The following is a 26293-nucleotide window of genomic DNA, read 5'->3' on the forward strand; positions in this document are numbered from 1 at the left end:
TACGCCGTTCTATATACCACAGAAAAATAGCCGCATATTTTAACCGCACAAAGGCTCGCTGGCTAGCCTTTGTGCACATCTAGTGAGCTTTATTCTGAAAAGCTTAATACCCGTAGTTTTTCAGGGTATTTATCTGCGTTAGCTAACTCGTTTGATTGATTGGTAAAAAAGCCTAATTGTTTGGCCATTTGTTGATTATCTGCACGAGCATTAGCTATCAAGTTTTGTTGCAGTTCATCGGCATTATATTCAAACGACACTAATTCGTTAGCTTCTTGGATTAAGAAACCGAACTCCTTAGCCATTGCCACATTATCTTGACGTGCTCTAGCAATATTTTTTTGTGGTAGCTCTCGATTAAAGCGTGTGAGCATTTCCGTGGTTTGTTGATATAAGGCATAATCAAACGAAGAACGGTAAATTACAGTAACTGTTTCCATTGGCTGTATCTGTGCGTGTGATTGAGCTGAAAACAATGCTGCAGTGGCAAGCAGACCTGTTACTAAGGCTTGAGCGATTTTTTTGGCTTTTTGCCCAAGTGGCAGTCTCAAATTAGTGGTGCTAATTTTTGTAGAATGTACGACCGTGCTGTGACTAGACATAGTATCCTCTCTTACCTTGGCATGGCGGATTTGCTGCAAGGTGTTTTCATTAGACAGTCTCAGTATAAGAAGAGGTTTACCGGTTAATGTGTCACCATTGTAAGCAGGTGTTGCTCAAAGATTATCTAGAAACATATCGACACGATTAAGCGATTATAGACACGTTTGTACATATTTTGACCGTTAGGGCTATTTGCTAATAATAAGTACAAAGTGCAATGAGAAGGGTTCAACAATGCAAGATGAAGTAAATCAAGCAGGCCAAAATAAACCAATCCAGCATGATGTAGTGATTGTGGGGGGAGGTATGGTTGGCGCTGCGGTTGCGGTTGGTTTAGGTCAGTTAGGTTTAGATATTGGCATGATAGAAGCCTATCAACCAAAATCTTATGAGCCAGAACAAGCTTTAGATTTACGTGTTTCTGCTATAAGTGTTGCTTCTGAGCAATTACTTGAACGTCTTGGAGTAATGGATAAGTTGCTTTCTTTACGTCACGTAGCCTATAAAGGCCTAGAAACATGGGAAATGGAAAATTGCATCACCCAATTTCATGCTGATCAAATAGATGAACCGCATCTAGGATATTTTTTTGAAAACCGTCTGATCCAGCTTTGTTTGTGGCAGCAACTCGATACCATGGACAATATCACCCGTTATTGTCCTGATAGTGTGAACCACTTCGAGGGTATAAATGCCGACGAACAACAGCAAATAAAAGTCACTTTACAATCAGGGGTTGAACTACAAAGTAAATTAATTGTTGGTGCCGATGGTGCTAATTCTCAAGTTCGTCAGTGGGCGGGCATTGGCATTACCGGTTGGGATTATGCGCAATCTGCGATGTTGATTAATGTGAGCACGGCGACTGCGCAACAAGATATTACTTGGCAACAGTTTACCCCAGCAGGTCCTCGCTCTTTATTACCTCTTCCTGGCAATAATGCTTCGTTAGTTTGGTATGACAGTCGTAGCCGTATTAAACAGTTAATGCAGCTAAATCATCAACAATTAGCCGAGCAAATCAGGCAACATTTCCCGCAGCGATTAGACAGTGACTTTACTGTGATTGATCGTGGCAGCTTTCCGTTAACTCGCCGTCATGCACAATCTTATTGCCAAGACAATGTGGTGATATTAGGCGATGCTGCCCACACGATTAACCCGCTTGCTGGTCAGGGAGTGAATATAGGCTTTAAAGATGTTGATGTATTAATTGCCACAATCGCAGATGCCGTTGGCAATGATCATCCTTGGTGGAAAGCTACGACCCTAAAGCAATACCAATGTAAGCGTTACAGCGACAATTTATTAATGATGTCTGCTATGGATGCGTTTTATGCTGGTTTTAGTAATGACTTACTGCCAATTAAACTGCTGCGCAATGGAATGTTGAAGATTGCAAATCACGACAACCCTATCAAAAAGAAAGTCCTTAAATACGCATTAGGCTTAGCATGAAACAGATATTCTGACTATAAATGATGCAGGGTATTTGTTGAGTTCAGTTTTGAGTGTTAAAATGCCGCGCTTTAGCGCCTTCAATTCGTAAATCGATACTTTTATATCGAAGAATTGAGGTAAGCGCGGTCATATTTTTCGCTAAAAAATGAGTGCTAATGAGTCAAATAAAACTAATTGTTGGTCTTGCCAATCCTGGTGCTGAATACGCACAAACTCGTCATAACGCCGGAGCATGGTATGTGCAGGAATTAGCGCGCTTATGCGGCGCAACGCTAGTACCTGACAGTAAATACTTTGGCCTAACTGCCAGAGTGACGATTGACGGTAAAGACGTACGATTATTAATACCAACGACTTTCATGAACCTTAGCGGTAAGTCTGTTGGAGCACTCGCCAATTTCTTTCGAATTACGCCGGAAGAGATATTAGTCGCTCATGATGAGCTTGATATGGAACCCGGCGTGGCTAAGTTTAAACTTGGTGGCGGTCATGGTGGTCATAATGGTTTAAAAGACATTATTGCGAAAATGGCCAATGACAAAGGATTCCATCGTCTACGTATAGGCATTGGCCATCCTGGTGACAAAAATCGTGTCAGCGGTTATGTCCTTGGAAAAGCGCCTGCCAGTGAACAAGAAAAGATGGATGCAGTGATCGACGAAGCAGTCCGTTCAACTGAAATATTATTTAAGCAAGACATGGCGAAAGCCATGAACAGGCTACATACTTTTAAAGCGGTTTAACTATTACTACTTATATTAAGCAGTAACATTATTCGTTTCAAAACAACTATTGATATTCACTGCCTCAGTTTTGATGCAGTTCAACATATATAAAGGTAACAAATATGGGTTTTAAATGCGGCATTGTTGGTTTGCCAAACGTAGGTAAGTCAACACTATTTAATGCATTAACAGAAGCAGGAATTGAAGCAGCTAACTTCCCGTTTTGTACCATTGAGCCAAACACAGGTGTTGTTCCTGTACCGGATTCTCGTTTAGATAAGTTAGCAGCGATTGTTAACCCAGAGCGTATTTTACCAACAACGATGGAATTCGTTGATATTGCTGGTTTGGTTGCAGGTGCGTCTAAAGGTGAAGGTTTAGGAAACAAATTCCTTGCTAACATCCGTGAAACTGATGCTATTGGCCATGTTGTTCGTTGTTTTGAAGATCCAAACATCGTTCACGTTGCTAACAAGGTTGACCCTGCTGGCGATATCGAAGTGATTAACACTGAATTAGCCCTCGCTGACTTAGATAGCTTAGAACGAGCTATCTTCCGTCAACAAAAGCGTGCTAAAGGTGGCGACCAAGAAGCTAAATTTGAAGTTGAAGTATTAGAAAAAATGCGTCCAACTTTAGATGAAGGCCAAATGTTGCGTTCATTAGAGTTGAGCAAAGAAGAAATCGCCGCAGTTGCGTACCTTAACTTTTTAACGCTTAAGCCTACTATGTACATTGCTAACGTTGCTGAAGATGGTTTTGAAGATAACCCGCATTTAGATGCTGTTAAAGCGATTGCTGATACAGAAAATGCTGTGGTTGTTGCAGTTTGTGCTGCAATAGAATCAGAACTTGCAGAAATGGATGCAGATGACCGCGTTGAGTTTATGGCTGACCTTGGCCTTGAAGAGTCAGGTCTTGATCGCGTTATTCGTGCAGGTTACGACTTACTCGATTTACAAACTTACTTCACAGCAGGCGTAAAAGAAGTTCGCGCTTGGACTGTTTCAGTAGGCGCAAGTGCACCACAAGCTGCTGGTGTTATCCATACTGACTTTGAACGTGGTTTTATTCGTGCTCAAGTAATGAGCTATGATGACTTTATCGAGTTTAAAGGTGAAGCCGGCGCTAAAGATGCGGGTAAATTACGTGTCGAAGGTAAAGGTTATATCGTTAAAGATGGCGATGTTATGCATTTCCTATTTAACGTTTAGTCGGTATTTTCAAACTATAATAGTCTGAAGATCACCGATAAAGAGTATTGAGGTTAGCTTTATTGGGATATTTTGTCGATTTGACGCTCAGTTTGGTGAACTTATAGCCGAACAACAACAATTGATGAAAATAGCTAAAAAAAGCAGTTGACCTCGATACTCTGAATAAGCATAATACGCCCCGTCCTCACGACGAGGGCAAGTAAGAATGAAGTGGCAATGTAGCTCAGCTGGTTAGAGCACAGCACTCATAATGCTGGGGTCGCAGGTTCAAGTCCCGCCATTGCTACCATCTTCTCAAGATGTAAAAGATGAGATTTGCTAGTTAGTTAAAATCAGTTTGATTTTAGAAATATGACTGGCTACCTTCTCAAGGTTAAATGAGCATCGTGTTCTGGATGTTAAACAGAGTCAGTGCGGGAGTGGTGGAATTGGTAGACACGCCAGATTTAGGTTCTGGTGCCGTAAGGTGTGAGAGTTCAAGTCTCTCTTCCCGTACCATTATTAAGAAAGCTGGCTTATAGCGGGTTTTTTAAAAAGCTTTAGATTGGGATATCGCCAAGTGGTAAGGCACCGGGTTTTGATCTCGGCATCCCCAGGTTCGAATCCTGGTATCCCAGCCATTTTAAAGTAAGTAGTAAAAGATTATTGGGATATCGCCAAGTGGTAAGGCACCGGGTTTTGATCTCGGCATCCCCAGGTTCGAATCCTGGTATCCCAGCCATCTTCGGCAATGTAGCTCAGCTGGTTAGAGCACAGCACTCATAATGCTGGGGTCGCAGGTTCAAGTCCCGCCATTGCTACCATATTTTGAAGGTAGAATAGAGGGTCATCCTTTTACTACTTAGTTAGAAAAGAGCAAGAAACAGAGTTTACTCATGATGTAAATGAGTTTATTCTGGTAAAAATTTGATGCGGGAGTGGTGGAATTGGTAGACACGCCAGATTTAGGTTCTGGTGCCGTAAGGTGTGAGAGTTCAAGTCTCTCTTCCCGTACCATCAAATTTTTCTTCAATATGTACATCTTCCTAGTTTAAGTTATACATATCCAAATTTTGGGATATCGCCAAGTGGTAAGGCACCGGGTTTTGATCTCGGCATCCCCAGGTTCGAATCCTGGTATCCCAGCCAAATTTAGCCTCACGGTTAAAGCAAGAGCCCGTCTTATGACGGGCTTTTTGTTGCTTAAAATTTAGTATCAGCGTTATGCTTGAAGCACTCTAGTACTTAACAATGGCGCTTTGATTATTCAGAGCCCTAACGGCGTTTGTTATTAGCGAGCTATCTTTAGAGAATGTGATGCAGATAAACAAGATTGAACCATCAATGTGGCAAGCGATTTTTGAGTTACAGTGTCAGGTCTATACTGAGATTGAGCCAGAAAGTTTGCAGGTGTTAAGAGGCAAGTGGCTACATTCGCCTCACTGCTGTTTTGTACTGCAAGATAAAGCGGATAACATCCTTGCTTACTTGCTCGCTCACGAATGGCACGATGAAACGCCTCCTAAGCTTTATCAGCCTCTTTTAAATGAAAATAAAGGGGATAGGCTGTTCTTACATGATTTAGCAGTTTCTAAAGCACTTAAAGGCAAAGGCGCTGGTAAAAAAATGGTAACCCAGTTAATTGATATTGCTAAAGCTGGTCATTACCAACACATTCAATTAGTCGCGATTCAGCATTCAGTGCCATTTTGGCAGAAAATGGGCTTTAGCATTGATGTAAATAATGTCGCCAGTGAGACTTATGGCGACAATGCGCAAGTGATGGTGCTAACCCTATAAAAAATACGGCCTATTGGCCGTATTTTTGTTTGTCGTTAATGCGATTAACTAGCTGGGTAAGAAGTCTATGGCCCAAATTGTCGTCATGGTCGCTACATCCTCAGCAGGAAAGCTGATTGAACGTAAAACAACCTTTAATTGGCGTTCTAATTTCGGGTTATTTAATTGGCTCGATTGAATATCGACACGACTAATGCTGCCGTTTGGTTGAATTTCAATTTCGAACATGACTTTACCTTTAAGAAAAGGATCTTTTCTCAAGGCACGGTTATACAGTGCATACAATCGTGCTTTGTTGGCCTCAAGGGTACGTCTTAACGCCGCTTCAGAACGTTGACCTGCAGAACTTGCCTCACGATCAATTTCTGCATTCGCCCCTGCGACTGCTAATACCTCTTCTTCAGCTAACCGTATTTGCTGGGTATTTTTAGTGCTAATCGCATCAGATACCACGGTTTGTTGCACGGTCGAAGTCGATAAGCTTTCACTTTGTGTATTAGCCGCTGCGGCAAGTAATTTGCGTTTTACTTTCACTTCTTGGGCTTGGTTTTGCTCAAGGTTACTTTGCGCTGCAGGTTTAACATCAAAAGCTTCACGCATCGAAAAAAGCTCATCTTTCATGGCTGCAAGGCCTGACTTTTGTGCTTTCTCTTTTGCTGCCTCTCGAGTTGTTGGTTGCACCTTCGGTGGTTCTTCCACTTTCTCGACAGGTTTTTCTTCGAGTTTTTCTGGTTCGGGTTCTGGGATAGGTTCCTCTTTTGGCTTTTCAGGTACTGGAAGTTGTTTTTCTTTCAGCATGATTTTGGCCAGTTGAGGTGGCAATTGCTCTTTGACTTCCCTTGGCACTTCCACTTGTTCTAAAAAAGGGACACCAACACCAAAGATGACATAAACCACCAGTAACAAAATTAAGATTTGTTTGAATAATCTATCTTGTCTACTTGGTTTAAACATATCACCGATATCAGAAAAGCTATTATCACTGCTATGAGTAAGGCTTACTGTGGTCATATTAGCCCTCACTCTGTGTTTTACTGGCTTGTTGCTCAACAGCGAGTGACATATTGCGATAGCCTGTTTCAGCACATGCAGCCATAATTTGTTTCAACACCAGGTAAGGCGTGTCAGAGCCTCCTATGATGGTGACCGCTCGTCCTTTTTCCTTTTCGGACTCTGTCAATTCAACACGCTTGCTAGCTTGATAGGTCAGCTCTGTGGTGATAGCGGCAATAAATTGCGCATTTTCTTGTTCGCTAAAATTGGGTTTATCGTCAGAGTTTTGCCACACTGCACGCTCTTGAATGAGCACAGTGTCTGGCAATACAGTGATAACCAGGTTCTCAACAGGCAGTTCTTCGGCAATCGATATTGGCAATTTTATCTTTTCGATATTTTGCAATACCCGCACTTCTGATTGGTTCACAATCAAAAAGAAAACCAAGATTGTGAAAATATCCATTAATGCGACAAGATTAAGTTTACCGCCAGCTTTAAAGCGCTTGTGGTGCTTTGCAAGACGCTTAGCTCTTGAAGATTGCTTCATGGCTGGCCTCCTGCGGTTGTACTGCTTGCACTTTGCTCAAGGCTATTTTCTGGGGCGTCGCCTAATGAAATAAGCGGAAATAACTCAGCATCCACTAAATTGGCGGCAACCACAGCTTTATATGACCTAACGGTATCCATTGTCGTGACGATGGTTTGGTAATCGACATTGGGCTCAAGCAACAACACGATATCTTTTTTCTCAATGGCTTGTTGTTGAAATGTCAGCTTCAAATCTTGTAAATATACAGATAATGCCTTGAAGTCATAGCCTTCGTCAGTTATTTCAAAACGTTTAAGTAAAATACCCGCAGGGTAGTTAAGGGTTAAGTGATTCGAGGTGATCACCAGCTCAAGTACCTTAGGTTCTTGATCTTCATCAGCTTGCTGAGATTCTGCAGACACAGGTAGTTGCAGATTTAAAATCCGCACTTGTGAAAACACTAAACTAAGCAGCAATACTGGCACTAACACGATCATCAAGTTCATAAACGAAGTGATATCGAGTTCAGCGTCTTCGGTATTGGGGCGACGACGGCGTCTCATAGTATTAGCCTCGATCAGAATCCGTATGCTTATTAAATGACAAAGAGTTAAGTAACTTAATGCCTGCCATTTCAATTGAATCTACAATCGTTGCTGTTTTCGTTTGTAGGGTTGAGTGGAATAAAATCAGTGGGATAGCTGTGATCAAGCCAAATGCTGTGGTGTTCATTGCAACTGAGATACTTGATGATAATAGATTGGCTTTTTCTGCTGGATCGGCACTTGCCACAGCAGAGAATGCCGCGATTAGGCCCATAATGGTACCGAGAAGACCGAGTAAGGTGGCGATATTGGCTAACGTTGCAATAAATGGTGTGCGCTTTTCTAGCCTCAGCATGTATTCCATGATGGTTTCTTCCATCGCATATTCCACATCTTCACGACGATCAGCTTGAGAGATACGAACAATCCCTGATTGGAGGACGTCAAATACTGGCGCTTTATTGTTTTGTGCATGCTGGCTGATGGTTGCAACGTCGCCTTTTTTTAATGCCTCTTTAATCAGTGCAAAGGCTTTTTGATTAGTGCGATGTGCTGAACTTAAATATAACCAGCGTTCAATCGTGATCGCTAAACCTACCACGAGCACTAATGCGATAGGGTAAATGAATGGGCCGCCATTTTGTAAAAATGCAATGATATGGTCGGTAAAACTCATGATATTTTCCTTTTTATTGAGTTGAACGAATAGTTCTTATTAACTCGTCCTAATTGTTTTGAATCGTTAGTTACGTGTTTTCGGGTAAATTTTTATTATTGATTAATCGTTATTGGTCTTACTCTTGTTAAGGCTGAACTCTCTTACTTGTTGTTGAAACTGCTTCGGATGTATCGGGTTAAATTCAGGTAAGGTGACTTGCATGTCAGTATCCTGAATCGCAACGGGATTTGTAATCCCTTGCCAAGGCATGATGTAGAGAACTTTGGGTTGCTCTTGCGTGCCGGTCACCTTGGTTTCAATCAGTACGGGGTTATTGGGCGAGCTAGCAGGTTCGGCCGCATGTGTTTGAATTGCTGATAGGCAAAAAATACAAAACAATCCACCATTACGCAGCATTGAGCTGACAAAGCGCTTGAGTGTTGCTGAAGGAATAAATGTCGACATATTAACTTTCTCCTTCAGGCAAGGTTAAACCTGCACGCTGAATTTTAATTTCTAAGCCTGCCAACCAACGCTGAGCAAGTTGATCATCTGGTTTTAAGCGTAAATAAGATTGGTAATAGTGGCGAGCATCTAGCAATTTGCCTCTATAAAGCTCCAGTAAAACCGCAAGGTTAACTTGCGCTTCTGGGTAATTAGGCCAAATTTCAAGTGCCGTTAAGTAACCTTGTTCAGCTTGTTCAAACTTGCCTTGGGTTTTGGCTATGTTAGCTTTGATTTGATGGGCATAAGGGTTAGTTGGGTTGGCACTAATGGCATTGGCTAAATGTCCGTTAGCTTTATCTAACTGGTTTTGATTGAGGGCAATAATAGCTTGGTTAACATAGGCACCTGACAGTTGTGGTTCTGCGTTAATGATTACAGAAAACATCGCATCCGCTTGTTGCCACTCTTGTTGCTTCATTAACGCTATCGCCTGCTGATATTGCTCTAATACAGAGGCTGGAACGTTTGCCAGCTTTTGCTTAGCCTCTGCTTCATAAGCATTCACTTGGCTTGTTGCTGAGCTTGTTTGTAATGATGACTCTATCGATGCTTGGGCACCATTTGTGGTGTCTACCAGCTCAACTAATGCTGCCGAATCACTTTCTAACTCAGTGATGTTGTCGTTTTGGCTTTCTGCAACTTGAGTGTTGCTACATCCTTGTATTAAAGCAAAAAAGCTTAACCATAGACTTTTTCTAGTCATACAAATAAGCGGCGCTTTAATGAATCGCTTCAATAACATCATGAGTTACCTCCGGTTTGTTATATAAGGCGGGGGATAATTCAGTGAGTGTGGCAAAGCTTTTACCTACCCATTGGTCGTATATATTTTGCCAAGCACGTTGCGAGTTACTGATGTGGATCTCAATCGCTTTTTCTTCAAATGGGTAGGCCAATTCTTCTAACAAGATTTCATATTCTTCTAGTGCCAGTTCATCTAAATCTGATGGGCGCTCAGAGTCCATAACATCGGCCGCCAGTTGACGATACATCTCTGCAAGTTCATAAGTGGCTTGGGGCACATATTGTGCTTGCTGGAAATCTAATACTTGCTGGTAATAGTTAATTGCAAGTTTCATTTCATCTTGTTTACGTTTTAACGTCTTGTTGAGCGGCGCTGTTAGCTTAATGGTTTTAAATGTTTGCTGATGAGCTTTGGCAAGCGAAATTGCAGCAATGGAAGCGATAACGACCTCACGATTGCCAATAGCTATAGCTTGTTGGCGCTGTGTTTTGTCGGCGCTGAGAATTTGGCGATACCAATAGTATTCTTTGTTCGGTTCATTGGATACTTGGTAAAACCCACTCATTTTTAGGCGTACTTCTTGGGCTAAATCAAACGGCTTAGGGTAAGTTCTAGCGTAGGTTCTGAAGGTTAAACGGGCTTTTTCGGTATTGCCTGCCTTTAGGTAATACTCTGCAGCTGTGTACTGGGCTTCACGTTTTAATTCTGTTGAGGGCTGATTAGCAACGATAATCAGCAACTGCTCTGCGGCAAGCTCCCATTCTTCTAATGCTTCGTAAGATTGCGCCAATTTAGCGGGGATCGTGGCGCTAAATTCATGGTTTGGATATCGCTGCTGAAAGGGCACTAAGACCTCAATAGCTTGTTGCCATTTTTGTTGGGAAAGCAAAATATTGGCAGCCTCAAATTGGCCGTTTATCGCATATGGTGACTCTGGCGCTCTGGTACTGATCCGTTTCAAATCCTTAACGGCTAAAGCTGGGTTTTCCGCCTTATTGGCTTGGGCTTGAAAGTAAATACTGGATGCCAATAAATTGCGCATTTCTGTTTTGGCTTTATGCTGCTGTGGCTTTAGATTTGTGCTGGCATTGAGGTAATTCAGGGCGATGTCGTAAGCCGATTCAGCCTGAATATAGTGTGATTGTTGGTACAAACTATGGGCGTAAAGTTGGCTGACAACTTGTACTTGTGTTAATGCAACACTTGATAAGGCTTGCCCGTGACGCAAGTGATTACTGACTTGCGAGTTATCGTAACGAATAAGCCTGCTCTCTGGCTCGTTTCCAGCTTGTTGATTTACCACTAGCGCAGCATGCTCATTTTCTTCGCTGTCATTTTTGTTGCCGATATTGCTATTTGCCTGATTAATCACTTTGTGGCGCAGTAATACAAATTGACTGAACTGGATTAAATCATCAAATTGCTTGGCGTTAAATGCATACTGTGCGCCATCGGTAGCAAGCTCTAACGCGCGTTTATCAAGTGGGTGGTTGGCAATAAATAGCTTATCTAAGCGGGTTCGCTCCGAGATGATGGATTGTCTTTTTGACTGACTTATTGGTGTTATTTCATCGCCTTTTACCACTGACTCATCATGTTGTGACAATATGGCTCGGATGGTCAACGTGGTCGCAAATGCCGCTTTTTGCTGTAAGGCAAGTTGCTCTGCAGGTAGGGCGAGCGCATCTTTTTGTGCATAAGCGATAGCCTCATAACTGATTAAGGCTTGTTTAAATTGCTGCGCTTCATAGTTTGCATCAGCAAATAGATACTCGTCACCGTGAATAGGTTTGGTCAGTAAAGATTGAGCTTGTGGCAACTTAGCAACTTGTAAGTAAACACTTAAAGCACTTGCAGCGGTTTTAAATCCATCTATGCGAGCTTGCCCAGGTGGAAGTTGTTGTGCACTGGCATACAGGCGACGACTGTGCTCGTCACTGAAGGCTAATAAATGCGGTAACACTTCTTGCTGCTGTGCTGTATTAGCATGAGTCCAAAATTGGCTAGATAAGCCATATTGTTCAACGTACTGATTTTTAAGACGGTGCATCGAGGCGAACTTGCCTTGCTGTTGATATAAGTCCAGCAAAGCTAATGAGTAACGCGCAGCCCAAATGTTATTTTTGTCAAATTCAATATAAGTTTGATAAGTCAGCTCTGCGTCATGCTGTAGCTCTTTTTTAAGTAAAAATTTGGCCAAATTATCAAACAGTACATGTTGATATATCGTCAGGTAAGGGGATGACTTTTGTTGGTTTACCAAGTTAAGCAGTGAGCGAGATTGCTCTTGTTGAGACAATGAAATACTCAGTACGCGTTGCGCATCGATAGCCAGATTTTGGTAGCGGCTTGCTAACTTGTTAAATTCAAAACTGGTTTGGGTTAACTGTTCATTATCAGTACTAATTAATTCTTCGTTTGCCGCAATGATGTTATCAAACACCTGCAAAAATCTTGCATCCGCTTCGGGTAATCGATTGAGCTTAAATAGCGCCCAACCCGACATGTAAATACTATTGATGAGATATTTATCATTGTCGTTTGCCGACTCTACTTGCTGATAAGCTTGAATCGCAGCAGGGTAATCTTGCAAGTTGTAATAAATCTCACCACGGCGGAAGTTGAGTTCTGCCCGATATTGAGTATTAGGGTAGCGAGTCAGTAATGACTCCATTTCGATTAAGCTTGCATCTATCTCACCCTGCACATCGAGTGCTTTCGCAAGTTGGTACTGCAAGTGTTCATTCTCGGCTCGATCTGGGTAACGGTTCAGTAATACTTGGTATTCTGCAATAAGCTTATCGAGCTGTTGATCATTGTGTTTTAGCTGAGTTAACGCCAGCTGCTCAGCTTCTTGCGCCGACATGTCAGTCTGCTGACTGGCAACTTCATCAAAGGCTTCGCCAAACATTTGTTCTTCTAAATGTTCTGATTTGATTTGAACTAAGCGATATTCAACATGAGTTCGCACTTCTGGATCTGGCTCTAACGTCAGTAGTTGCTGGTAAATTAATGCTAACTTCGCTTTTCGCTGAGCTTGGCTTAATTGCTGTTTTTCATAGTTTACTTGAGGCTGGCTATTGGCTAAATCAGTCAATGTTGGTCGCTGTTGTTTGCTTGACGTTGGCGACTCATCGGTTAGCTGGCAACCCGCTAGACTGATTAACACTAAGCAACTTACCAATCGTGATACACCAAAGCGTTTAGGAAGCGTTAAGGCCACATTGCTACCAAGGCTTGAAACATTGCTTGTGTCAGAGTTGTTGGCTTGTAAAGCGAGTGGGTTAGTGCGCTGCATAATGCTTCTCCACTTGCTCGAAATGAGCGGTCAATGAACTCAGTGGAGAATGCTCCTGATGGGGCATGAGCTTAGTTGTGTTCAAGTTATCAGAGGTAATAGCTTTGCTCGGTGTTATATCTTGCTGGCTCATTCTTTCCAGTACCGCTGCCATTTCATGGCGTGAAGTCAGCAATAACTGCGTTAGCTTTTGACGTTGATTTTGGGTAAATAGGCGCAGCTTTTGCTGAATCGTTAGCTGTGTTTTGTGACTTGCTTGCTTGATATCACGCGTAATATCTTCGATTTGTTTGGCTAAATTCTGCTGACGGATAGCATACTCAGTGGCGCCTTGTTGAGATTGCGTGACTGATTTAAAGCGAACATATTGAGCGTTTAATGCTTGTAATTGGGTGTCGATGTCTTTTAATAGCTTTTTGTGTTGCCATAAACGTGGCATAAAAGATTGTTGCAGCTGCCAATTCAGCGCGCCTTCTACTCGTGTTAGTCGCAGGAAATCATCTTCTGTGTCACGTGCTGAGCTAATGTTAGCAAGTGCTTTTTTGCTTGATTCAATCCGCTGTAACCATGCTTGTTCGGTACTATTGGCAAACAGTTGCATTTGCTGGAAGGTAATTTCATCGACAGGAACATCGACAGCTTGAATTTGTTTGCTAAGTTGCTGCTTGCGTTCGGTTAGTTGGCTAATAAGGTTTTTATAATCGCTTAATTGCTGTTGAGATAACCTTTTTTCTCTACGCTGCTTATTTAAATCGATAGTCTCAGCGAGCCAGTCACTTTTACGTTGTTGCTGAGTAAGGTTCTGTTCCAATAGGGATAAACTGGCTAATGTCGTAAAGTCATTTTTCAATGCATTGTCTGTTAGCGCTTTTTCAAGCCAAGGCTGCTTTTCGAGTGCTTCAGGACTTAACCCTTGCGGGGTTAATGCGCTTTGCATTATTAGGCTTGTGTTAAAGCGAGTTTCTAGTACTGCTTCAAAAGCGTCTAATTGTGCTAATTGTTCAAGATAAAGTGCTTCTGCGTCTTGGTAGCTTGTTAGACTTTGTTCAAGGCTTTGTTGCTCTCGAACCTGAGCGGCCAGTAATATTGCCGATTGCCAACCCATCAAAGAATAAGGATATTGGCGTTTTAGTAGATCCAATAGCGCTAATGAAATGGGATATTGCTGCAATTGCTGTGCTGAAAATGCATATAAAAATAACGCTGATTCGGTATAAGGGCTCTGTTGGGGAAAGTCTTTTAATTGTGTAAATGCTGCTTGAAATTGACCTTGTTTGACATACGACTGCGCTAATAACAGTTGCGCATAATCATTGATCGCTTGCTGCTGTACTTGCTGATCAGATTCTTGGGCTGTAACGCTTTTTTGGCTGTTTTCGATATTTTCAGCTGTCATTGGAGCGGTAAGTTCTGAAGGCGTTTTTTCAGTGAACAAGCTTTGCCAAAAGCCCGTTTCAGTTTCAGCTAAAGGCATATTTTTTATTGTAATGAGCAGGGTTTCAGCTTGTTGATACTGCTTTTGTTCAATGAAATGCAGCGCTTGGTTTAGCATAACGTAAGCCGATAACGATGAAGAAGCTGACTGGTTATCAGTTGGGTTATCGTGATTGATAGAAGCAGATGCATTAACACCACCCGCAATCTTTGCCATTATGGCAGGCTCGTTAGGCCAATAAGCCAGTTGGTTAAGAATGTGGTATTGCTCAATATAGCTGTTAGGGACTTGGGTAATACGCTGCAACGTTTGCTGAGCTTGGTATGGCTGACCTTGCTCTATTTGCTGCTCTGATAATTGCAATAATGCAACTAACTTGAGTTCAGCGGGTGAAGTATTTTTTTGAGACTGAGAAGAAGTTTGATTGGCTTGGTTTTTGTTGCCAGTTAACGCTTGCTCAATTGCCAATGTTTGCTCAAATGAAGATAAGGTACGAGTCGCTTTTTGATGAAGACCAACTGATACTTGCAGCCCAGCTTCAAACAATTGACTTTTAGCAGTATCGGCATCAAATCGTTGTCGGTTAATGCTGACTTGCCTTAACGCTGCTTGATAATCGCCTTCAAAGTAGTAATACAAGGCTTGGCGATAAAGTTTATTGCGCAGTACTTGGTTTGCTTGAGTCGTGACTTCAGTATTAGCAGTGGTCACAGTGCTTACTTCAGTTGCTGAAACACTGTTGCTGAAACCAATAGCGAATGTCATCAGACACAGTAGCGACAAAAACTTCGTTTTAGCTGGTTTATTTCGCTCTGGATGACGATATTGTTTACTAACATCGCCGGCTTGGGTTCGTTGAAGCACTGGTATCATCTGTTATAAAACCCATTCTTCAACGCTAACATCAGCTCGGTAACTTGATTCGCTGTCTTCAAGCTTTAATTCAACCAAGATGGTTTCATCTGTCTTTTCAAAAGGGTGGTTGACTGCTCTTTGTATCGTGCGTCCTTCTGCATCAATGCCGGTGAATATTGCTGTTAATTGATGCTGGCCAGTTTTTAAATTGCCCATATATAATTTTTGAATGCCGCCTTTTTCAAGCGCGCGGCGCTGACGCTGGGTATATAAAAATCCAGCCACATCTTGGTTATTTATTTTTAGCTCGACGCTATCTAAGGTAAAAAAACGTCCAACATCCACGGAGACAAAGACTGCTATTTGCGTGCTGGCAGGGAAAAGTAAATCTTCTTCTAAAATAAACAAATCACGATTGAGTTGAATGACCTGGCTTTTAATATCTTCAAGTTCGCTACCAATACTGCTTTGCGCTTGTGAGGCATCTGCCGCGACGACTGGCGATACTGAGATACATAAGCTCAAAAAGAGCGCGTACAGTGCTCGTTGAGATAAGCTGAAAAATTGTTGTGTTCGTTTCATATTATTGCCTTGGACGCAGCGTTGAGTTGCGTACTACTAAAAATAAATACTGTAAAAAGCACGAATGACATTGGCTGAAAAGCTATAGAATGGCTCATTACCGACACCACCTTCAGCGGTAGGATCTCTGAAGTTGCTATAGTCAAAGGTAATGTAATCCCATTGCAGGCTGGCCTCTGAGCGGTTATCTCCAAAGGACAGGCTTTCAGGCATTAAATAAGTCACGCCTAAACCTAAGGTTAAGTCATTAAAATCACTAAGCTCTTTATCTCGAGCGAGATAATTCTGGGCATCTTGATAAGGGAACAGATCACTATAAAACTCAGCTTGAGTTTGTTGGTAATAGCGCACTTTAAACTCCAGCTCTAAGTAGTCACCAATCGGGTGACGATAGCCAAGCTCCACATCATTGGCATTGATTTCCCAGCTATCATTAAAGTATCGGTAGTGAAAAAATAGCGCTGCACGATAGGGAAGAAAGTAACTGGCTGACAATTTACTCGAAAAGGAGTTACGGGTTTCAGGGTACACTTCGGATTGATAGCCTACCCCTGATGGGCTGGTAGTATCGATAAAACGTACTGTTCTATATGGGTTATTAAGGTAGCCTTCATCGGCAATTGCTTCAAAATTAAGTTGTGCAGTTAAGTTGCGGGTTAAAATCTGACTGATGCCCGCACGAATTCGATATTGTTGGCTTTGCTCTTCAAATAGGTCATCACCGTTTCGGCGAATTTCATTGTCACCGTATGACACACCGAGACTAAGATTGGTTAAGTCGCCAAAGGTATCTTGCGAAACGTTAATACTAAAAGACTGGGCAAGGTAATCGTCTTCGTCACTTTGCCTAGCATTAAACGTCATTAGGGTTTTGTCATTAAGGTATTCAACACCAATCTGACCTTCATGACGTTTTTCAGTGTAAGGGCTGGCAGTACTGAGAACGTCCACTGACGCAGAAGAAATACTGTCTAGATAATAATAACCTGTGAAAGCTAATGACTCGGACGCCTTCTTTCGCAGCAGCACAGAAGGACCGTCAATTTTCATCCCGCCGCCTTCGTAACTATGATAAAGCGCATCGGCTCTATCTGGCTCTAAAACAGCCGCCCATGATAAGGGGACATTTATGCTAACGAGCAGCAATGTGATTAGCTTACATACTGTAAGGTTCATTATTCTAGTTACAGCCACAACCACCGCCTCCCGTACCTTCAGCGCCTCTTGCTGATTCACGCGCTTCAAGCACATGAGCTACATGCATATTGGCAATTGGGTGGCGACCAAAACGCATAATAGGGTCGGCTAAGTTTTGGCGCTCGTAAGGTTTTACCCAAGGCTCTATATCAAGACTAGAGCAAGCTGAGAGCGTTAATAATGAGCTTAATCCTGCACTTAACATGATGAGCTTTGTCATAGAAGACTTCATAGCGTTACTCTCTGATTAGTTTCTTGATAGCTGCGGCGTACTTTTTCTCATAGCCGTCTTGATAACCTAAGAAGACGTATCGTACGACACCATCACGATCGACCATCACAGTCGTAGGCATAGCTTTCACATCATAGGTTTCTGAAAGGGAGTTAGTTTCATCAAAAAAGATAGCAAAGCTTAAATCTAAGTCTGCTAGGAAGTCTTTACCGGCTTGGTTTTCTTGCTCGACATTAATCCCCCAAACTGCGACACCTAAGTCTTGGTACTTATCTTGTAATTTTTGCAGTACGGGCATTTCTTTACGACAAGGTCCACACCAAGATGCCCAGAAGTTAATTAAGATAATATTGCCACGCTGCTCAGACAGCTTTTGGTTTTCGCCTTGCATATTTTTAAGGGTAAAATCTGGCGCAACTTGCCCGGTTGTCACCGCATTTGCTTGCGCGGTAAGTGCCAGTGTCGCAGCCAATACTAAGCTTTTAAGGCTCTGATTTAATTTAAACATTAATAATCCTTTATTGTTTTTATTCTGTCTTTCACTGCCTGTTATTGTTCGTTACTCAGTTACTCAGTTACTCAGTTACTCAGTTACTCAGTTACTCAGTTGCGCTATGTAAACAATAACCTCAGGTTAAAAGTAAACGGCTATGCCGGTTGCAAAGGTCAAGTTATGAGTCGTTTTACTTGAGCCAGTGATTTGTGTGTCAAAAATGTAGTCACTCATGGCCAGATCCCAAGCAACCCAATCAGTTAAAAATACTCGATAGTTAGCAGTTAAGTTGACAGTAAACTGTTCATCACCAGCAAACTCAGTGCTGCCGCCACCTAATTCAAATGAAAAGACACTGTTGAACACTAAGTCTTCACTGAAAAAGATTTCGCCAGGTAGAAAGTTATACCCAATATTCAGCCCGTAATAGCGCATTTCACGTTCTTCATCTGTCAACAGTGGGGCTGTATTAGCTAGCTTTTCAAAACTGGTATCACCGCCTTCAGCTATGGCGTAACGGGCTTTGACATAAAAGTGTTCACTGATGTGGTAACCTAAATGTGCACTAATCCAAGGGCTATTTTCGAAGTCTTCAATCGACATTAAGCCGCCTTGTAAACCGATCTCGAAATTTTCGGTATCTAATACATCGTCCAACACTTCACGACGCTCAACATCGGCTTTAACACCAACACTGTTTGGGTTTTCTTGAGCTAAGGCTCCAGCGCTGAAACTGAGCCCTAGTGCCAGCAAGCAATAAGTGAATCGGCTTTTCAAAGCGGTTTTAGCACGGCTTGTTATTGTTGTTTTCATTGCTACCTTCATGACGACCTTGGTGTTAATTAATATGTTTAGAAAAATACGCTAAAACCGAGTTGCCAAGATTGCAGTTGCTCATTTTCATCTCGGTCGGTTAATGCCAGAGAAAACTTATATTCAGCCCGTAAAATAAAGTTACGGCCTAAGTGATATTTAAGGCCTGCTGCCGCACTCATTAAGGTGTTTTCACGTGATTGTGAATCTGCAATAACACTGTGAGGGCTAGTATTAATAATGCCACCGCCAACACCAATATATGGGCTAACTACCCATTCAGGAAAAGGATGGCTAATTAACATGGCTTCGAATAAATCACTGTCAGATATACTGCCAAGTGCTTTACCAGCTGATATTTCAGCGCTAAATACAGGGGTAAATACATAGCCGAGTTGGATGGTGTAAAGGTTTGCACCTTCAAAATCGCCGTACATTACCCCGGCTTCCCAATCTCGATTAAGGTATGCATCAGTCCCGAGCTGAGTTTGTTCAACGGCTTGTCCATGTTGACTAAAACCGAACAAATCATCTTCGTGAAACCAACCTTCAACCCCACGTTTGTCACGCACTTTTATCCAAGCCGTTCGCTTGACTAACACGGTCACTTTTTCACTTTGTTCTACCACATGCACTACAGGATAGCCTGCGCTTGGGCCTGAATGTAGCTCGATAAAAGGCACGTCTATGGTCAATGTTGCTGCTGTATTTGTGTCTTGGTATGAATCGACTGTGGTGTCACGTTCAGGAATGGAAGTTGGCTCAGCCGCAAGGGCATAGCAAGGAAGCATCATTGCCATAGACAATAATATTGGGCTTAACCACTTCATGGTAAATGGATAATTAAACATGGTTTCCTTGTTGTAACATCATCATTCCTTTATGTGCTGTTGTCAGTGTTTACTACTCTTGTGTATAAAAAGGGGTGTTGTAATACTGCGCCCCAATATCTATCCACTCAGCGATTAATTTAAGTTCGTCGGCAGACAGCATGTTTTGATGAGTGACATCATTCATGGTGTCAAAAAAGTTGCTGCTAGCGCTTGCGCCGTTAGTTGACATGATGGCTGGCACATTTACTGTCGTCATAACCGGAATTGGGTTACCTTCAGCATCAAGAATAAGCTCACCTTCGCTATCAACTTGATAGACAATATTGCCATCAGCGTCGAGAACCACGACTAAGCGATCGACGATAATGCCATCAATGTCTTCTTGTTCGACATCATTGAAAAACAATTCACGATAGCTAGTAAAATGTGCTGGTTGGTCAGTGGACGGCGTTGCTACTAATTCAAGTTGCCCAGCTGGTACTTGGGCAAGGTTATTGTCATCAACAATGCTATGGCAGCCAGTGCAGGTGTTATCTGCAAGAACAGCTAAGGTCGTTTCATTTATTGCAAGGCGCTGCAAATCCCACAATGGTTGTATATGTTCTTCATAATTAATCTGAATTCGGCAATAAGCATTCCAATTGTTAAAGCACTCACTACCATTTGGCGCTGGTGTAGCAAGGTTTTGGTAGGAATAATCTGTACTGGGATTAACCGTAGACAATGCGGGGTTGGTCCAGCGATCTTCGTAGGTTAAGTTAGCCGATAACTCGGCGATACCATTAACCATCGCATCAGCTTGAGCCATGGTTTGCCCTTGAGTGGGAATGATGTTTTGTGTGGCGTTTGTAAAAGCAGCGCCGCCCGTTGCTCCGGGGTTAATTGATTCAGCTTGCGCATCATAACGGCCGTGGGGTAATTGACTGTTTGCAGTATGACAGCCTTTACATTGTAGTGTTTCACCCGGCTTTAAACTAATCCATTGGCTATGACGGCCACCAATACGTTGACCAGATGCATCCAATACGCTGATAGCCAAAGGAACATTAGCTGGGACTTTAATTTTTACAGAGCCATCAGGTTGTATTGGCGTGTAACCAATAATTTCACGCATTAGCTGATTGCGACTACGACCAAAATCTGTATTAGGAATATCTCTGACTTCATCTGATGGCATAGGCACGCCACGAACTACTTTCAAAAAACGTGCAGGTAGCTCAGTTGCACGTGTTTGGGTTGGATCGCTGAGTTGGCTAATCCCGCCTAAATTGGCACTACTGTCTTGACCGTCAAAGTCATACACACTGCGAATATCAATGGCTGCTGCCAGCTCTTCGTGTAGTTGCGCATCAAGTTCATTGCCGATCACTTTATTGGCTATAAATGTTTTTGGCTGTGAACTCGGTTGCATGACTAAGGCTTCAGTAATCACTTTTCCTTCTTCACTATCAGCGACTAATTGCTGAGTTCCATCGGCATCATTTAATAGCCAAAGCTCGTACAAGGGATCGGCAAGTTCTAGTGTGGGATCCAATAACTGTTCATCAGTTAGCTGCCCGCAAGCACGAATTTGCTCTTCAATCACGACACGGCATAAATCCCAACTTAATAAATAGCGCTGACTATTATCAGGTAGTGGCGTTAAATGGGTTAATCGTCCAGAAGGAGAAAGGTTATCTGAGAAGTTAAAATTAAACTCGAAACTGAATGCTAAATCGTTAATGGCACTATCGTTAGCACCAGACGCAAAGGTTGGCTGTTGGTTATCAGTAAACTCTTCGATATTAATCACCACAGGGCGCTTTTGGTAGCTGGTTTCGTCTTGTGAAGAGAGTAAAAGTAAGATCTCACCATTCGGCAGCTGTTGTGGTTTAACAAATTCGATGAGTTCATCTTGCTGATCGAAGGCTATTTGATGTGAATGCCAGCCAAACATCAACTGATTATCGGTGCCATCAGGGTTCATTTCATACAGGTTTATGCCCTTATTGCCGCCCATATTATCCCAGCGACTGTACAAAATTTTACCGCTTTGCAGCACTAATGGGTGTGTGTCGTGGCTTAAATTAAAACTCAATTGCTCTATACCGCTACCATCGGCATTCATCACATGAATATTGAAGGTTTCATTATCTCGGCTTTCATCTAGGGCGGTGTATTGGGGCTTACCTTCATCTAATAAAATCGCTCTAGATAAACGCTGGCGAGTCGAAGCAAAAATGATGCGGCCGTCAGGTAAAAACGATGCCATGAGATCGTCACCTTGCTCAGCAGTGGTATCGCTGACAATCACTCGTTCAAGAGTTTGTGTTGCAAGTTGATAACGCCAAATATTCCAACTCGGTTGGTCCATTTCATCCGCATCTTCAATTTCAGGCGCTCGAATTGACACTAAAAATTGTTGGCCATCATCTGAAACTGACAAATCTCGAATATCAATAGCCTGGATGGTGTCAGCAGGTGCATCTTCTGGCAGTAAATCAGCAAATAACTGGGCTGATATGTTAGTAACAGGGGAGTCGCTAAAGGCATTTCGTTTGACGAAAAGCTGCGCGCCGGGATTAAACTGAGCAGGGTGGCGAGAATCAAAACTGGCAGATTGAGCACCTTCATCGCCATCTAAAGCGACAAGATCTCGTTGAATATAAATAACAGGGTATTCAACTAAAACAGGATCAGCTTGCTCATCCTTAATGGCTGTATCGGTATTACATCCTGTAAGATAAAAGAAGGCCAGAATGACATAGACGTACTTCCCTGCATAGCCCCAAATTGGCCTCATTTATTACCCTTAATACGTAATTGTTATTATTGTTATCGTTACATAGTAAAAATGTAATAATTCTTGACATTATTGCCGCCTAGTCCCAGTGTTTCAATACTTTTTTAGCAAAAATTATTTTGCCAAGTAAAAAATAAAGTTAACAAAATAAAAACAATAAGCTTTATGATTTTAGAATACTCGATCATTGTCTGCGTTTTTATCTTATTGCTACTAAAGCAATTGTTAGCTAAGAACAAAGACAAGGAGACTGTATGAAGTTGCAACTTTATACGCTTAAAAGTCGGCATTTTTTGAATGGAATTAATGTAATCCAGCTTAAAGTTCAACAAGGTATTACTCTGCTTTTGTTGTCATGCTTGACTGTTTTTTCAGCAAACACCTCTGCTGGTACATTAGAGCAAGCCAAACAGTTACATGACAGAATCGCTGGTGTCCCAGCGTCAGAACAAACACTCAATGAGATGTCTGTATTGCTCAGTGACAGTAAGCCAATTGAAGCGGCTTACATAGCAATGGAAAACCCCGCTTTTTATTCGACTACGCTTAAATTATTTGCCACTCCATGGACCAATATTGACCAAGATAGCTTTGCGCCATTAAATGATTACAGCGCTACTGTGATTGGTGCGGTTCGAGATGATGTGGATTTTAGGCAGTTACTCCAAGCTGATATGGTTTATGTGGGCGATAATAGTCTAAACCTTCCCGCTTATAGCACCCGTGATAATGCTCATTATCAGGCGCTTGAAGATCAATTCATTGATTTAAAGTCAGGCCTAGAGCGAACCAGTCAATCCAGTGTTAACGGCTTACCTAGCGATGCAACAGCCGGGGTGCTTACAAGTCGCGCCGCGGCAAAAGCATTTTTCTATTTAGGCACTAACAGAGCGATGGTGCGCTTTACCTTGATGAATCACCTTTGTAGTGATTTAGAGCCTTTAAAAGATAATACTCGCTCGCCAGACAGAATTCGCCAAGATGTGAGCCGCAGCCCTGGTGGTGATAGCCGGTTATTTATCAATAACTGTTTGGCTTGCCATAGTGGAATGGATCCCCTTGCTCAAGGGTTTGCATATTATCAATATGACTTTGATGTTGAGAGCGACCCTGATGGTGATAGTGGGGCAATTACCTATAACCAAAGCGGTCAAATAGATCCTGACACTGGCATCAGAGTACAGGGGAAATACCATATTAACTCCACCAGTTTCCCCTATGGTTACGTGACAGAAGACGATGAATGGCAAAATTATTGGCGTGAAGGTGTTAACCAAAAGCTTGGGTGGGACGAATCACTCAATGGTAAAGGTTTTGGGGCTAAATCATTAGGCCAAGAGTTTGCTAACAGCCAAGCATTTGCCCAATGCCAAGTTAAAAAAGTATTTAAAACCGTATGTTTAAGAGATGCAGAGTCAACTGAAGACATTAATCAGATTGCTGCTACAACTGCATCTTTTCAACAAAACTCATATCAACTCAAGCGTGTGTTTGCTGAAGTTGGCAATTATTGTATGGGAGAATAACGGTGATATTACCTCATAAAAACCTAACCTTACTCTCTGCTATTTGTTTGCTATTAACTTTATCCGCTTGTGGTGGGGGAGATGTCGAAAGCAATCCACCTCAACAGCAAGATCCTGGCTCTGATGTCTACACAGGTCCTGCGCCCGCTACAGAAGACATTCAAAAATATAAAGTGTCGCTGTGGGATAATATTTCAGGGCAAAATCGATGCGGAGCATGTCATACCGAAGGTAATCAAGCGCCGTATTTCGCCAGTCGAGAAAACGTCAACGACGCCTACGCTGCGACTAACCCATTAGTAGACTTAACAGATCCTGCGGCATCTCGTTTAGTTGAAAAAGTCGCTGGTGGCCATAATTGCTGGTTAGACAGTGATAGTGCCTGCGGTGAAACCATGACTTCATGGATCAAGCTGTGGGCTGATGAGCGAGTCAGCAGCGCCAATACCATTGAGCTGACATCACCAGTCATACGAGAACCAGGAGCCAGTAAAAGCTTTCCCGATGATAGCGGCTTATTTAGTCAGCATGTCTATCCTATCGTAAGCCAGTATTGCAGTGACTGTCATAATGAATCAGCAACGTTTGCCCAGTCGCCATTTTTTGCCAGCAATGACATTAATCAAGCTTATGAATCAGCCAAAAATGTCATCAATATTGATGAGCCAACCCAATCACGTTTAGTGGTTCGTTTGGGTAGCGAGTTTCATAATTGCTGGACTAACTGTCAGGAAAACAGCAATGAAATGCTTGCTGCGATTACAGCAATGAGTGATGCCATTGAAGTCGATGAAATTTCACCTGATATGGTGGTATCAAAGTCATTACGTTTAACTGACGGTATTACCGCATCCAGTGGCGGCCGTTTTGAAACTGATGTGATTGCGCTTTATCAATTTAAGACGGGTGAAGGTGCCATTGCTTATGACACATCTGGCATAGCACCAGAAGCCAATTTATCACTAACAGGTGATGTTGAGTGGCTAGGTAGCTGGGGATTATCTTTTACTAACGGCAAAGCGCAAGCCAGTACCGCTAATAGTAAGAAACTGCATGACCTTATTACCTCAACGGGTGAGTTTTCTATTGAGGCTTGGGTGACTCCAAACAATGTTACCCAAGAAGGCCCAGCAAGAATCGTCACCTATTCTGCAGGTGATGATGCGCGTAACTTCACGTTAGGTCAGACACAATATAACTATGACTTTATGTTGCGCACAGAAAGCTCAACAGTAAACGGTGAGCCTGCGTTAAGTACGCCTGATGCTGATGAAGTGCTACAAGCAACATTGCAGCATGTGGTACTGACCTACAATGCAACTCAAGGGCGACGTATTTATGTTAATGGCAACCTTATTGACGCCGTTGACGAAGATATTGCGCCGCTTGCATCATGGGATGACAGCTTTGCATTAATACTAGGTCGTGAAGCCTCAAACCAACATGTTTGGCAAGGGGATATTCGTTTATTAGCGATTTATAACCGTGTACTCGAGCAAGAACAAATTAGCCAAAACTACGATGTTGGAGTTGGTGAGAAATTTTTCTTACTGTTTTCAGTCAGTCATTTAATTGATTTACCTGAAACCTACGTCATGTTCGAAGTCAGTCAGTTTGATAATTATAGCTACTTATTTACTGGCGCATCACTGGTGAATATTAATGGCACGCCTGTGGCAGACAACTTTGATATGCGCGGGATCCGTCTTGGTATTAACGGCAAAGAAAGCGCTCAGGGCCAAGCATACTCCAATGTTGATTTAACCATAGACAGTGGTCAAGAAATTGCTGAACCAATGCCAATTTCGGCACTCGGCACGATTATTGGCCTTGAAAAAGGTGCCAGCCAAGATGAGTTTTTCTTAACTTTCGAGCAAATCGGTGAGCACGAAAATGTTCGCGTACCGGGTGTTGTCATTACACCAGAAGAACTCCCAGCCAGCACAGAAACATCGCATATTGGTCTACGTAATTTTGCTGAAATTAACCACTCAATGAGTGTACTGACAGGTGTTGCGCAAGATACCGCCAAAGTGTTCACGACTTATGATTTGGTTAAGCGTCAGTTGCCGAGTATTGAAAATATCGACACCTTTATTTCAGCGCAGCAAATGGGGGTAACGCAACTGGCCATTGCCTATTGTGATGTTGCTATTGACGACAACATGATTCGCACGACTTGGTTTCCTGATGTCGACTTTAGCCTTGCACCTGCTGACGCATTAAATGCAGCGCAACGCCCAGCATTGCTTAATCCGATTATTAATCAATTAATGCCGTTGAGTCTTGCAACCCAGCCAGATGCAACTGCTGTGTATGATGAACTGGACTCTTTGGTAAGCCACTTATCAGTTTGTGGTACAAACTGTAATGCAGAGCGCACCCAAACGATTGCTAAAGCCTCTTGTGCTGCAGTGCTTGCTAGTGCTGTTATGTTGATTCAATAGGAGAGTAATAATGATAAAACAGCAGCTGAATATTA

22 protein-coding genes and 7 tRNA genes are annotated in these 26293 nt (G+C 42.4%); 13 read left to right on the forward strand and 16 right to left on the reverse strand.

Annotated features, from left to right (window positions below; all coding sequences use genetic code 11):
* Positions 1-89: 89 nt before the first annotated feature.
* Positions 90-602, reverse strand: a complete 513-nt coding sequence (locus tag K5Q58_RS00130) for a hypothetical protein (protein ID WP_220751409.1) — start codon at positions 600-602, stop codon at positions 90-92.
* A gap of 235 nt (positions 603-837) precedes the next feature.
* Between K5Q58_RS00130 and K5Q58_RS00135 the strand changes: the two genes are divergently transcribed.
* The 11 genes from K5Q58_RS00135 (at position 838) to K5Q58_RS00185 (ending at position 5785) form a co-directional block, all read left to right on the forward strand.
* Positions 838-2061, forward strand: coding sequence for an FAD-dependent monooxygenase (locus K5Q58_RS00135; RefSeq protein ID WP_220751411.1), 1224 nt, complete (start codon positions 838-840; stop codon positions 2059-2061).
* Positions 2062-2219: 158 nt separating this feature from the next.
* Positions 2220-2807 (forward strand): aminoacyl-tRNA hydrolase, encoded by a 588-nt coding sequence (gene pth / locus K5Q58_RS00140; RefSeq protein ID WP_102528076.1) that lies wholly within the window; start codon positions 2220-2222, stop codon positions 2805-2807.
* A gap of 104 nt (positions 2808-2911) precedes the next feature.
* Positions 2912-4003 carry a redox-regulated ATPase YchF gene (gene ychF / locus K5Q58_RS00145; protein ID WP_220751413.1) on the forward strand — a complete coding sequence of 364 codons (1092 nt, stop codon included), beginning with the start codon at positions 2912-2914 and terminating at the stop codon, positions 4001-4003.
* A 215-nt stretch (positions 4004-4218) separates the two neighbouring features.
* Positions 4219-4295, forward strand: a tRNA-Met gene (locus K5Q58_RS00150).
* A 124-nt stretch (positions 4296-4419) separates the two neighbouring features.
* Positions 4420-4504 (forward strand) — tRNA-Leu (locus K5Q58_RS00155).
* Between the two features lie 47 nt (positions 4505-4551).
* A tRNA-Gln gene (locus tag K5Q58_RS00160) sits at positions 4552-4626 on the forward strand.
* 26 nt (positions 4627-4652) lie between these two features.
* Positions 4653-4727 (forward strand) — tRNA-Gln (locus tag K5Q58_RS00165).
* A 5-nt stretch (positions 4728-4732) separates the two neighbouring features.
* Positions 4733-4809 (forward strand) — tRNA-Met (locus K5Q58_RS00170).
* Positions 4810-4917: 108 nt separating this feature from the next.
* Positions 4918-5002, forward strand: a tRNA-Leu gene (locus K5Q58_RS00175).
* A gap of 57 nt (positions 5003-5059) precedes the next feature.
* Positions 5060-5134 (forward strand) — tRNA-Gln (locus K5Q58_RS00180).
* A 168-nt stretch (positions 5135-5302) separates the two neighbouring features.
* The gene (locus K5Q58_RS00185) at positions 5303-5785 is read left to right on the forward strand and encodes a GNAT family N-acetyltransferase (protein WP_220751416.1); all 483 of its coding nucleotides are present in this window, start codon (positions 5303-5305) and stop codon (positions 5783-5785) included.
* A gap of 48 nt (positions 5786-5833) precedes the next feature.
* Here the strand turns inward: K5Q58_RS00185 and K5Q58_RS00190 are convergent, their stop codons facing one another.
* The 15 genes from K5Q58_RS00190 to K5Q58_RS00260 all read right to left on the reverse strand — a co-directional run bounded on the left by K5Q58_RS00190 (position 5834) and on the right by K5Q58_RS00260 (position 22285).
* Positions 5834-6796, reverse strand: coding sequence for an AgmX/PglI C-terminal domain-containing protein (locus K5Q58_RS00190; RefSeq protein WP_220751418.1), 963 nt, complete (start codon positions 6794-6796; stop codon positions 5834-5836).
* Position 6797: 1 nt separating this feature from the next.
* Positions 6798-7328 (reverse strand): biopolymer transporter ExbD, encoded by a 531-nt coding sequence (locus K5Q58_RS00195; protein ID WP_220751420.1) that lies wholly within the window; start codon positions 7326-7328, stop codon positions 6798-6800.
* The gene (locus K5Q58_RS00200; protein WP_220751421.1) at positions 7325-7873 is read right to left on the reverse strand and encodes a biopolymer transporter ExbD; all 549 of its coding nucleotides are present in this window, start codon (positions 7871-7873) and stop codon (positions 7325-7327) included. Before K5Q58_RS00200 ends, K5Q58_RS00195 begins: the two co-directional genes overlap by 4 nt.
* A gap of 4 nt (positions 7874-7877) precedes the next feature.
* Positions 7878-8531, reverse strand: a complete 654-nt coding sequence (locus K5Q58_RS00205; protein WP_055025747.1) for a MotA/TolQ/ExbB proton channel family protein — start codon at positions 8529-8531, stop codon at positions 7878-7880.
* Between the two features lie 102 nt (positions 8532-8633).
* Positions 8634-8978 carry a hypothetical protein gene (locus K5Q58_RS00210; RefSeq protein ID WP_055025746.1) on the reverse strand — a complete coding sequence of 115 codons (345 nt, stop codon included), beginning with the start codon at positions 8976-8978 and terminating at the stop codon, positions 8634-8636.
* A 1-nt stretch (position 8979) separates the two neighbouring features.
* The gene (locus K5Q58_RS00215) at positions 8980-9765 is read right to left on the reverse strand and encodes a tetratricopeptide repeat protein (RefSeq protein WP_082420040.1); all 786 of its coding nucleotides are present in this window, start codon (positions 9763-9765) and stop codon (positions 8980-8982) included.
* Entirely contained in the window at positions 9740-13063 is a 3324-nt protein-coding gene (locus tag K5Q58_RS00220; protein WP_220751423.1) for a tetratricopeptide repeat protein, read from the reverse strand. Before K5Q58_RS00220 ends, K5Q58_RS00215 begins: the two co-directional genes overlap by 26 nt.
* Complete coding sequence (locus tag K5Q58_RS00225; protein ID WP_220751425.1) at positions 13050-15371, reverse strand: tol-pal system YbgF family protein; 2322 nt, start codon at positions 15369-15371, stop codon at positions 13050-13052. The genes K5Q58_RS00220 and K5Q58_RS00225 overlap by 14 nt, the downstream gene beginning before the upstream one ends.
* Positions 15372-15374: 3 nt before the next feature.
* Positions 15375-15935 carry an AraC family transcriptional regulator gene (locus K5Q58_RS00230; RefSeq protein WP_220751427.1) on the reverse strand — a complete coding sequence of 187 codons (561 nt, stop codon included), beginning with the start codon at positions 15933-15935 and terminating at the stop codon, positions 15375-15377.
* Positions 15936-15971: 36 nt separating this feature from the next.
* The gene (locus tag K5Q58_RS00235; RefSeq protein WP_231919061.1) at positions 15972-17129 is read right to left on the reverse strand and encodes a DUF3570 domain-containing protein; all 1158 of its coding nucleotides are present in this window, start codon (positions 17127-17129) and stop codon (positions 15972-15974) included.
* Positions 17116-17352: a DUF4266 domain-containing protein gene (locus K5Q58_RS00240; protein WP_197495523.1), complete on the reverse strand. Its 237-nt coding sequence runs from the start codon at positions 17350-17352 to the stop codon at positions 17116-17118. The genes K5Q58_RS00235 and K5Q58_RS00240 overlap by 14 nt, the downstream gene beginning before the upstream one ends.
* Before the next feature lie 16 nt (positions 17353-17368).
* A complete protein-coding gene (locus K5Q58_RS00245) occupies positions 17369-17872 on the reverse strand; it encodes a TlpA disulfide reductase family protein (protein ID WP_220751429.1) in 504 nt (167 codons plus the stop codon).
* Positions 17873-17998: 126 nt separating this feature from the next.
* A complete protein-coding gene (locus tag K5Q58_RS00250; RefSeq protein ID WP_192022254.1) occupies positions 17999-18670 on the reverse strand; it encodes an outer membrane beta-barrel domain-containing protein in 672 nt (223 codons plus the stop codon).
* Between the two features lie 38 nt (positions 18671-18708).
* Positions 18709-19521, reverse strand: coding sequence for an SH3 domain-containing protein (locus tag K5Q58_RS00255; RefSeq protein WP_220751431.1), 813 nt, complete (start codon positions 19519-19521; stop codon positions 18709-18711).
* A 52-nt stretch (positions 19522-19573) separates the two neighbouring features.
* Positions 19574-22285, reverse strand: coding sequence for a hypothetical protein (locus K5Q58_RS00260; RefSeq protein WP_220751433.1), 2712 nt, complete (start codon positions 22283-22285; stop codon positions 19574-19576).
* 254 nt (positions 22286-22539) lie between these two features.
* Between K5Q58_RS00260 and K5Q58_RS00265 the strand changes: the two genes are divergently transcribed.
* Both K5Q58_RS00265 and K5Q58_RS00270 read left to right on the forward strand, forming a co-directional pair.
* Positions 22540-23811, forward strand: a complete 1272-nt coding sequence (locus K5Q58_RS00265; RefSeq protein WP_259651178.1) for a hypothetical protein — start codon at positions 22540-22542, stop codon at positions 23809-23811.
* Between the two features lie 2 nt (positions 23812-23813).
* Entirely contained in the window at positions 23814-26258 is a 2445-nt protein-coding gene (locus K5Q58_RS00270) for a LamG domain-containing protein (RefSeq protein WP_259651179.1), read from the forward strand.
* Positions 26259-26293 lie beyond the last annotated feature (35 nt).

The sequence above is a fragment of the Shewanella sp. KT0246 genome, from assembly GCF_019654955.1.
In the GTDB taxonomy this organism is placed as follows: domain Bacteria; phylum Pseudomonadota; class Gammaproteobacteria; order Enterobacterales; family Shewanellaceae; genus Shewanella; species Shewanella goraebulensis.

Excerpts from the sequence above, each read along its gene's own strand:
- K5Q58_RS00210 (WP_055025746.1), bottom strand. The coding sequence starts at position 8,978 with ATGTCGACATTTATTCCTTCAGCAACACTCAAGCGCTTTGTCAGCTCA.
- pth (WP_102528076.1), top strand. The coding sequence starts at position 2,220 with ATGAGTCAAATAAAACTAATTGTTGGTCTTGCCAATCCTGGTGCTGAA.
- K5Q58_RS00135 (WP_220751411.1), top strand. The coding sequence starts at position 838 with ATGCAAGATGAAGTAAATCAAGCAGGCCAAAATAAACCAATCCAGCAT.
- K5Q58_RS00200 (WP_220751421.1), bottom strand. The coding sequence starts at position 7,873 with ATGAGACGCCGTCGTCGCCCCAATACCGAAGACGCTGAACTCGATATC.
- K5Q58_RS00195 (WP_220751420.1), bottom strand. The coding sequence starts at position 7,328 with ATGAAGCAATCTTCAAGAGCTAAGCGTCTTGCAAAGCACCACAAGCGC.
- K5Q58_RS00240 (WP_197495523.1), bottom strand. The coding sequence starts at position 17,352 with ATGACAAAGCTCATCATGTTAAGTGCAGGATTAAGCTCATTATTAACG.
- K5Q58_RS00205 (WP_055025747.1), bottom strand. The coding sequence starts at position 8,531 with ATGAGTTTTACCGACCATATCATTGCATTTTTACAAAATGGCGGCCCA.
- K5Q58_RS00250 (WP_192022254.1), bottom strand. The coding sequence starts at position 18,670 with ATGAAAACAACAATAACAAGCCGTGCTAAAACCGCTTTGAAAAGCCGA.
- K5Q58_RS00230 (WP_220751427.1), bottom strand. The coding sequence starts at position 15,935 with ATGAAACGAACACAACAATTTTTCAGCTTATCTCAACGAGCACTGTAC.
- K5Q58_RS00220 (WP_220751423.1), bottom strand. The coding sequence starts at position 13,063 with ATGCAGCGCACTAACCCACTCGCTTTACAAGCCAACAACTCTGACACA.
- K5Q58_RS00190 (WP_220751418.1), bottom strand. The coding sequence starts at position 6,796 with ATGACCACAGTAAGCCTTACTCATAGCAGTGATAATAGCTTTTCTGAT.
- K5Q58_RS00265 (WP_259651178.1), top strand. The coding sequence starts at position 22,540 with ATGAAGTTGCAACTTTATACGCTTAAAAGTCGGCATTTTTTGAATGGA.
- K5Q58_RS00260 (WP_220751433.1), bottom strand. The coding sequence starts at position 22,285 with ATGAGGCCAATTTGGGGCTATGCAGGGAAGTACGTCTATGTCATTCTG.
- K5Q58_RS00255 (WP_220751431.1), bottom strand. The coding sequence starts at position 19,521 with ATGTTTAATTATCCATTTACCATGAAGTGGTTAAGCCCAATATTATTG.
- K5Q58_RS00225 (WP_220751425.1), bottom strand. The coding sequence starts at position 15,371 with ATGATACCAGTGCTTCAACGAACCCAAGCCGGCGATGTTAGTAAACAA.
- K5Q58_RS00215 (WP_082420040.1), bottom strand. The coding sequence starts at position 9,765 with ATGATGTTATTGAAGCGATTCATTAAAGCGCCGCTTATTTGTATGACT.
- K5Q58_RS00130 (WP_220751409.1), bottom strand. The coding sequence starts at position 602 with ATGTCTAGTCACAGCACGGTCGTACATTCTACAAAAATTAGCACCACT.
- ychF (WP_220751413.1), top strand. The coding sequence starts at position 2,912 with ATGGGTTTTAAATGCGGCATTGTTGGTTTGCCAAACGTAGGTAAGTCA.
- K5Q58_RS00185 (WP_220751416.1), top strand. The coding sequence starts at position 5,303 with ATGCAGATAAACAAGATTGAACCATCAATGTGGCAAGCGATTTTTGAG.
- K5Q58_RS00245 (WP_220751429.1), bottom strand. The coding sequence starts at position 17,872 with ATGTTTAAATTAAATCAGAGCCTTAAAAGCTTAGTATTGGCTGCGACA.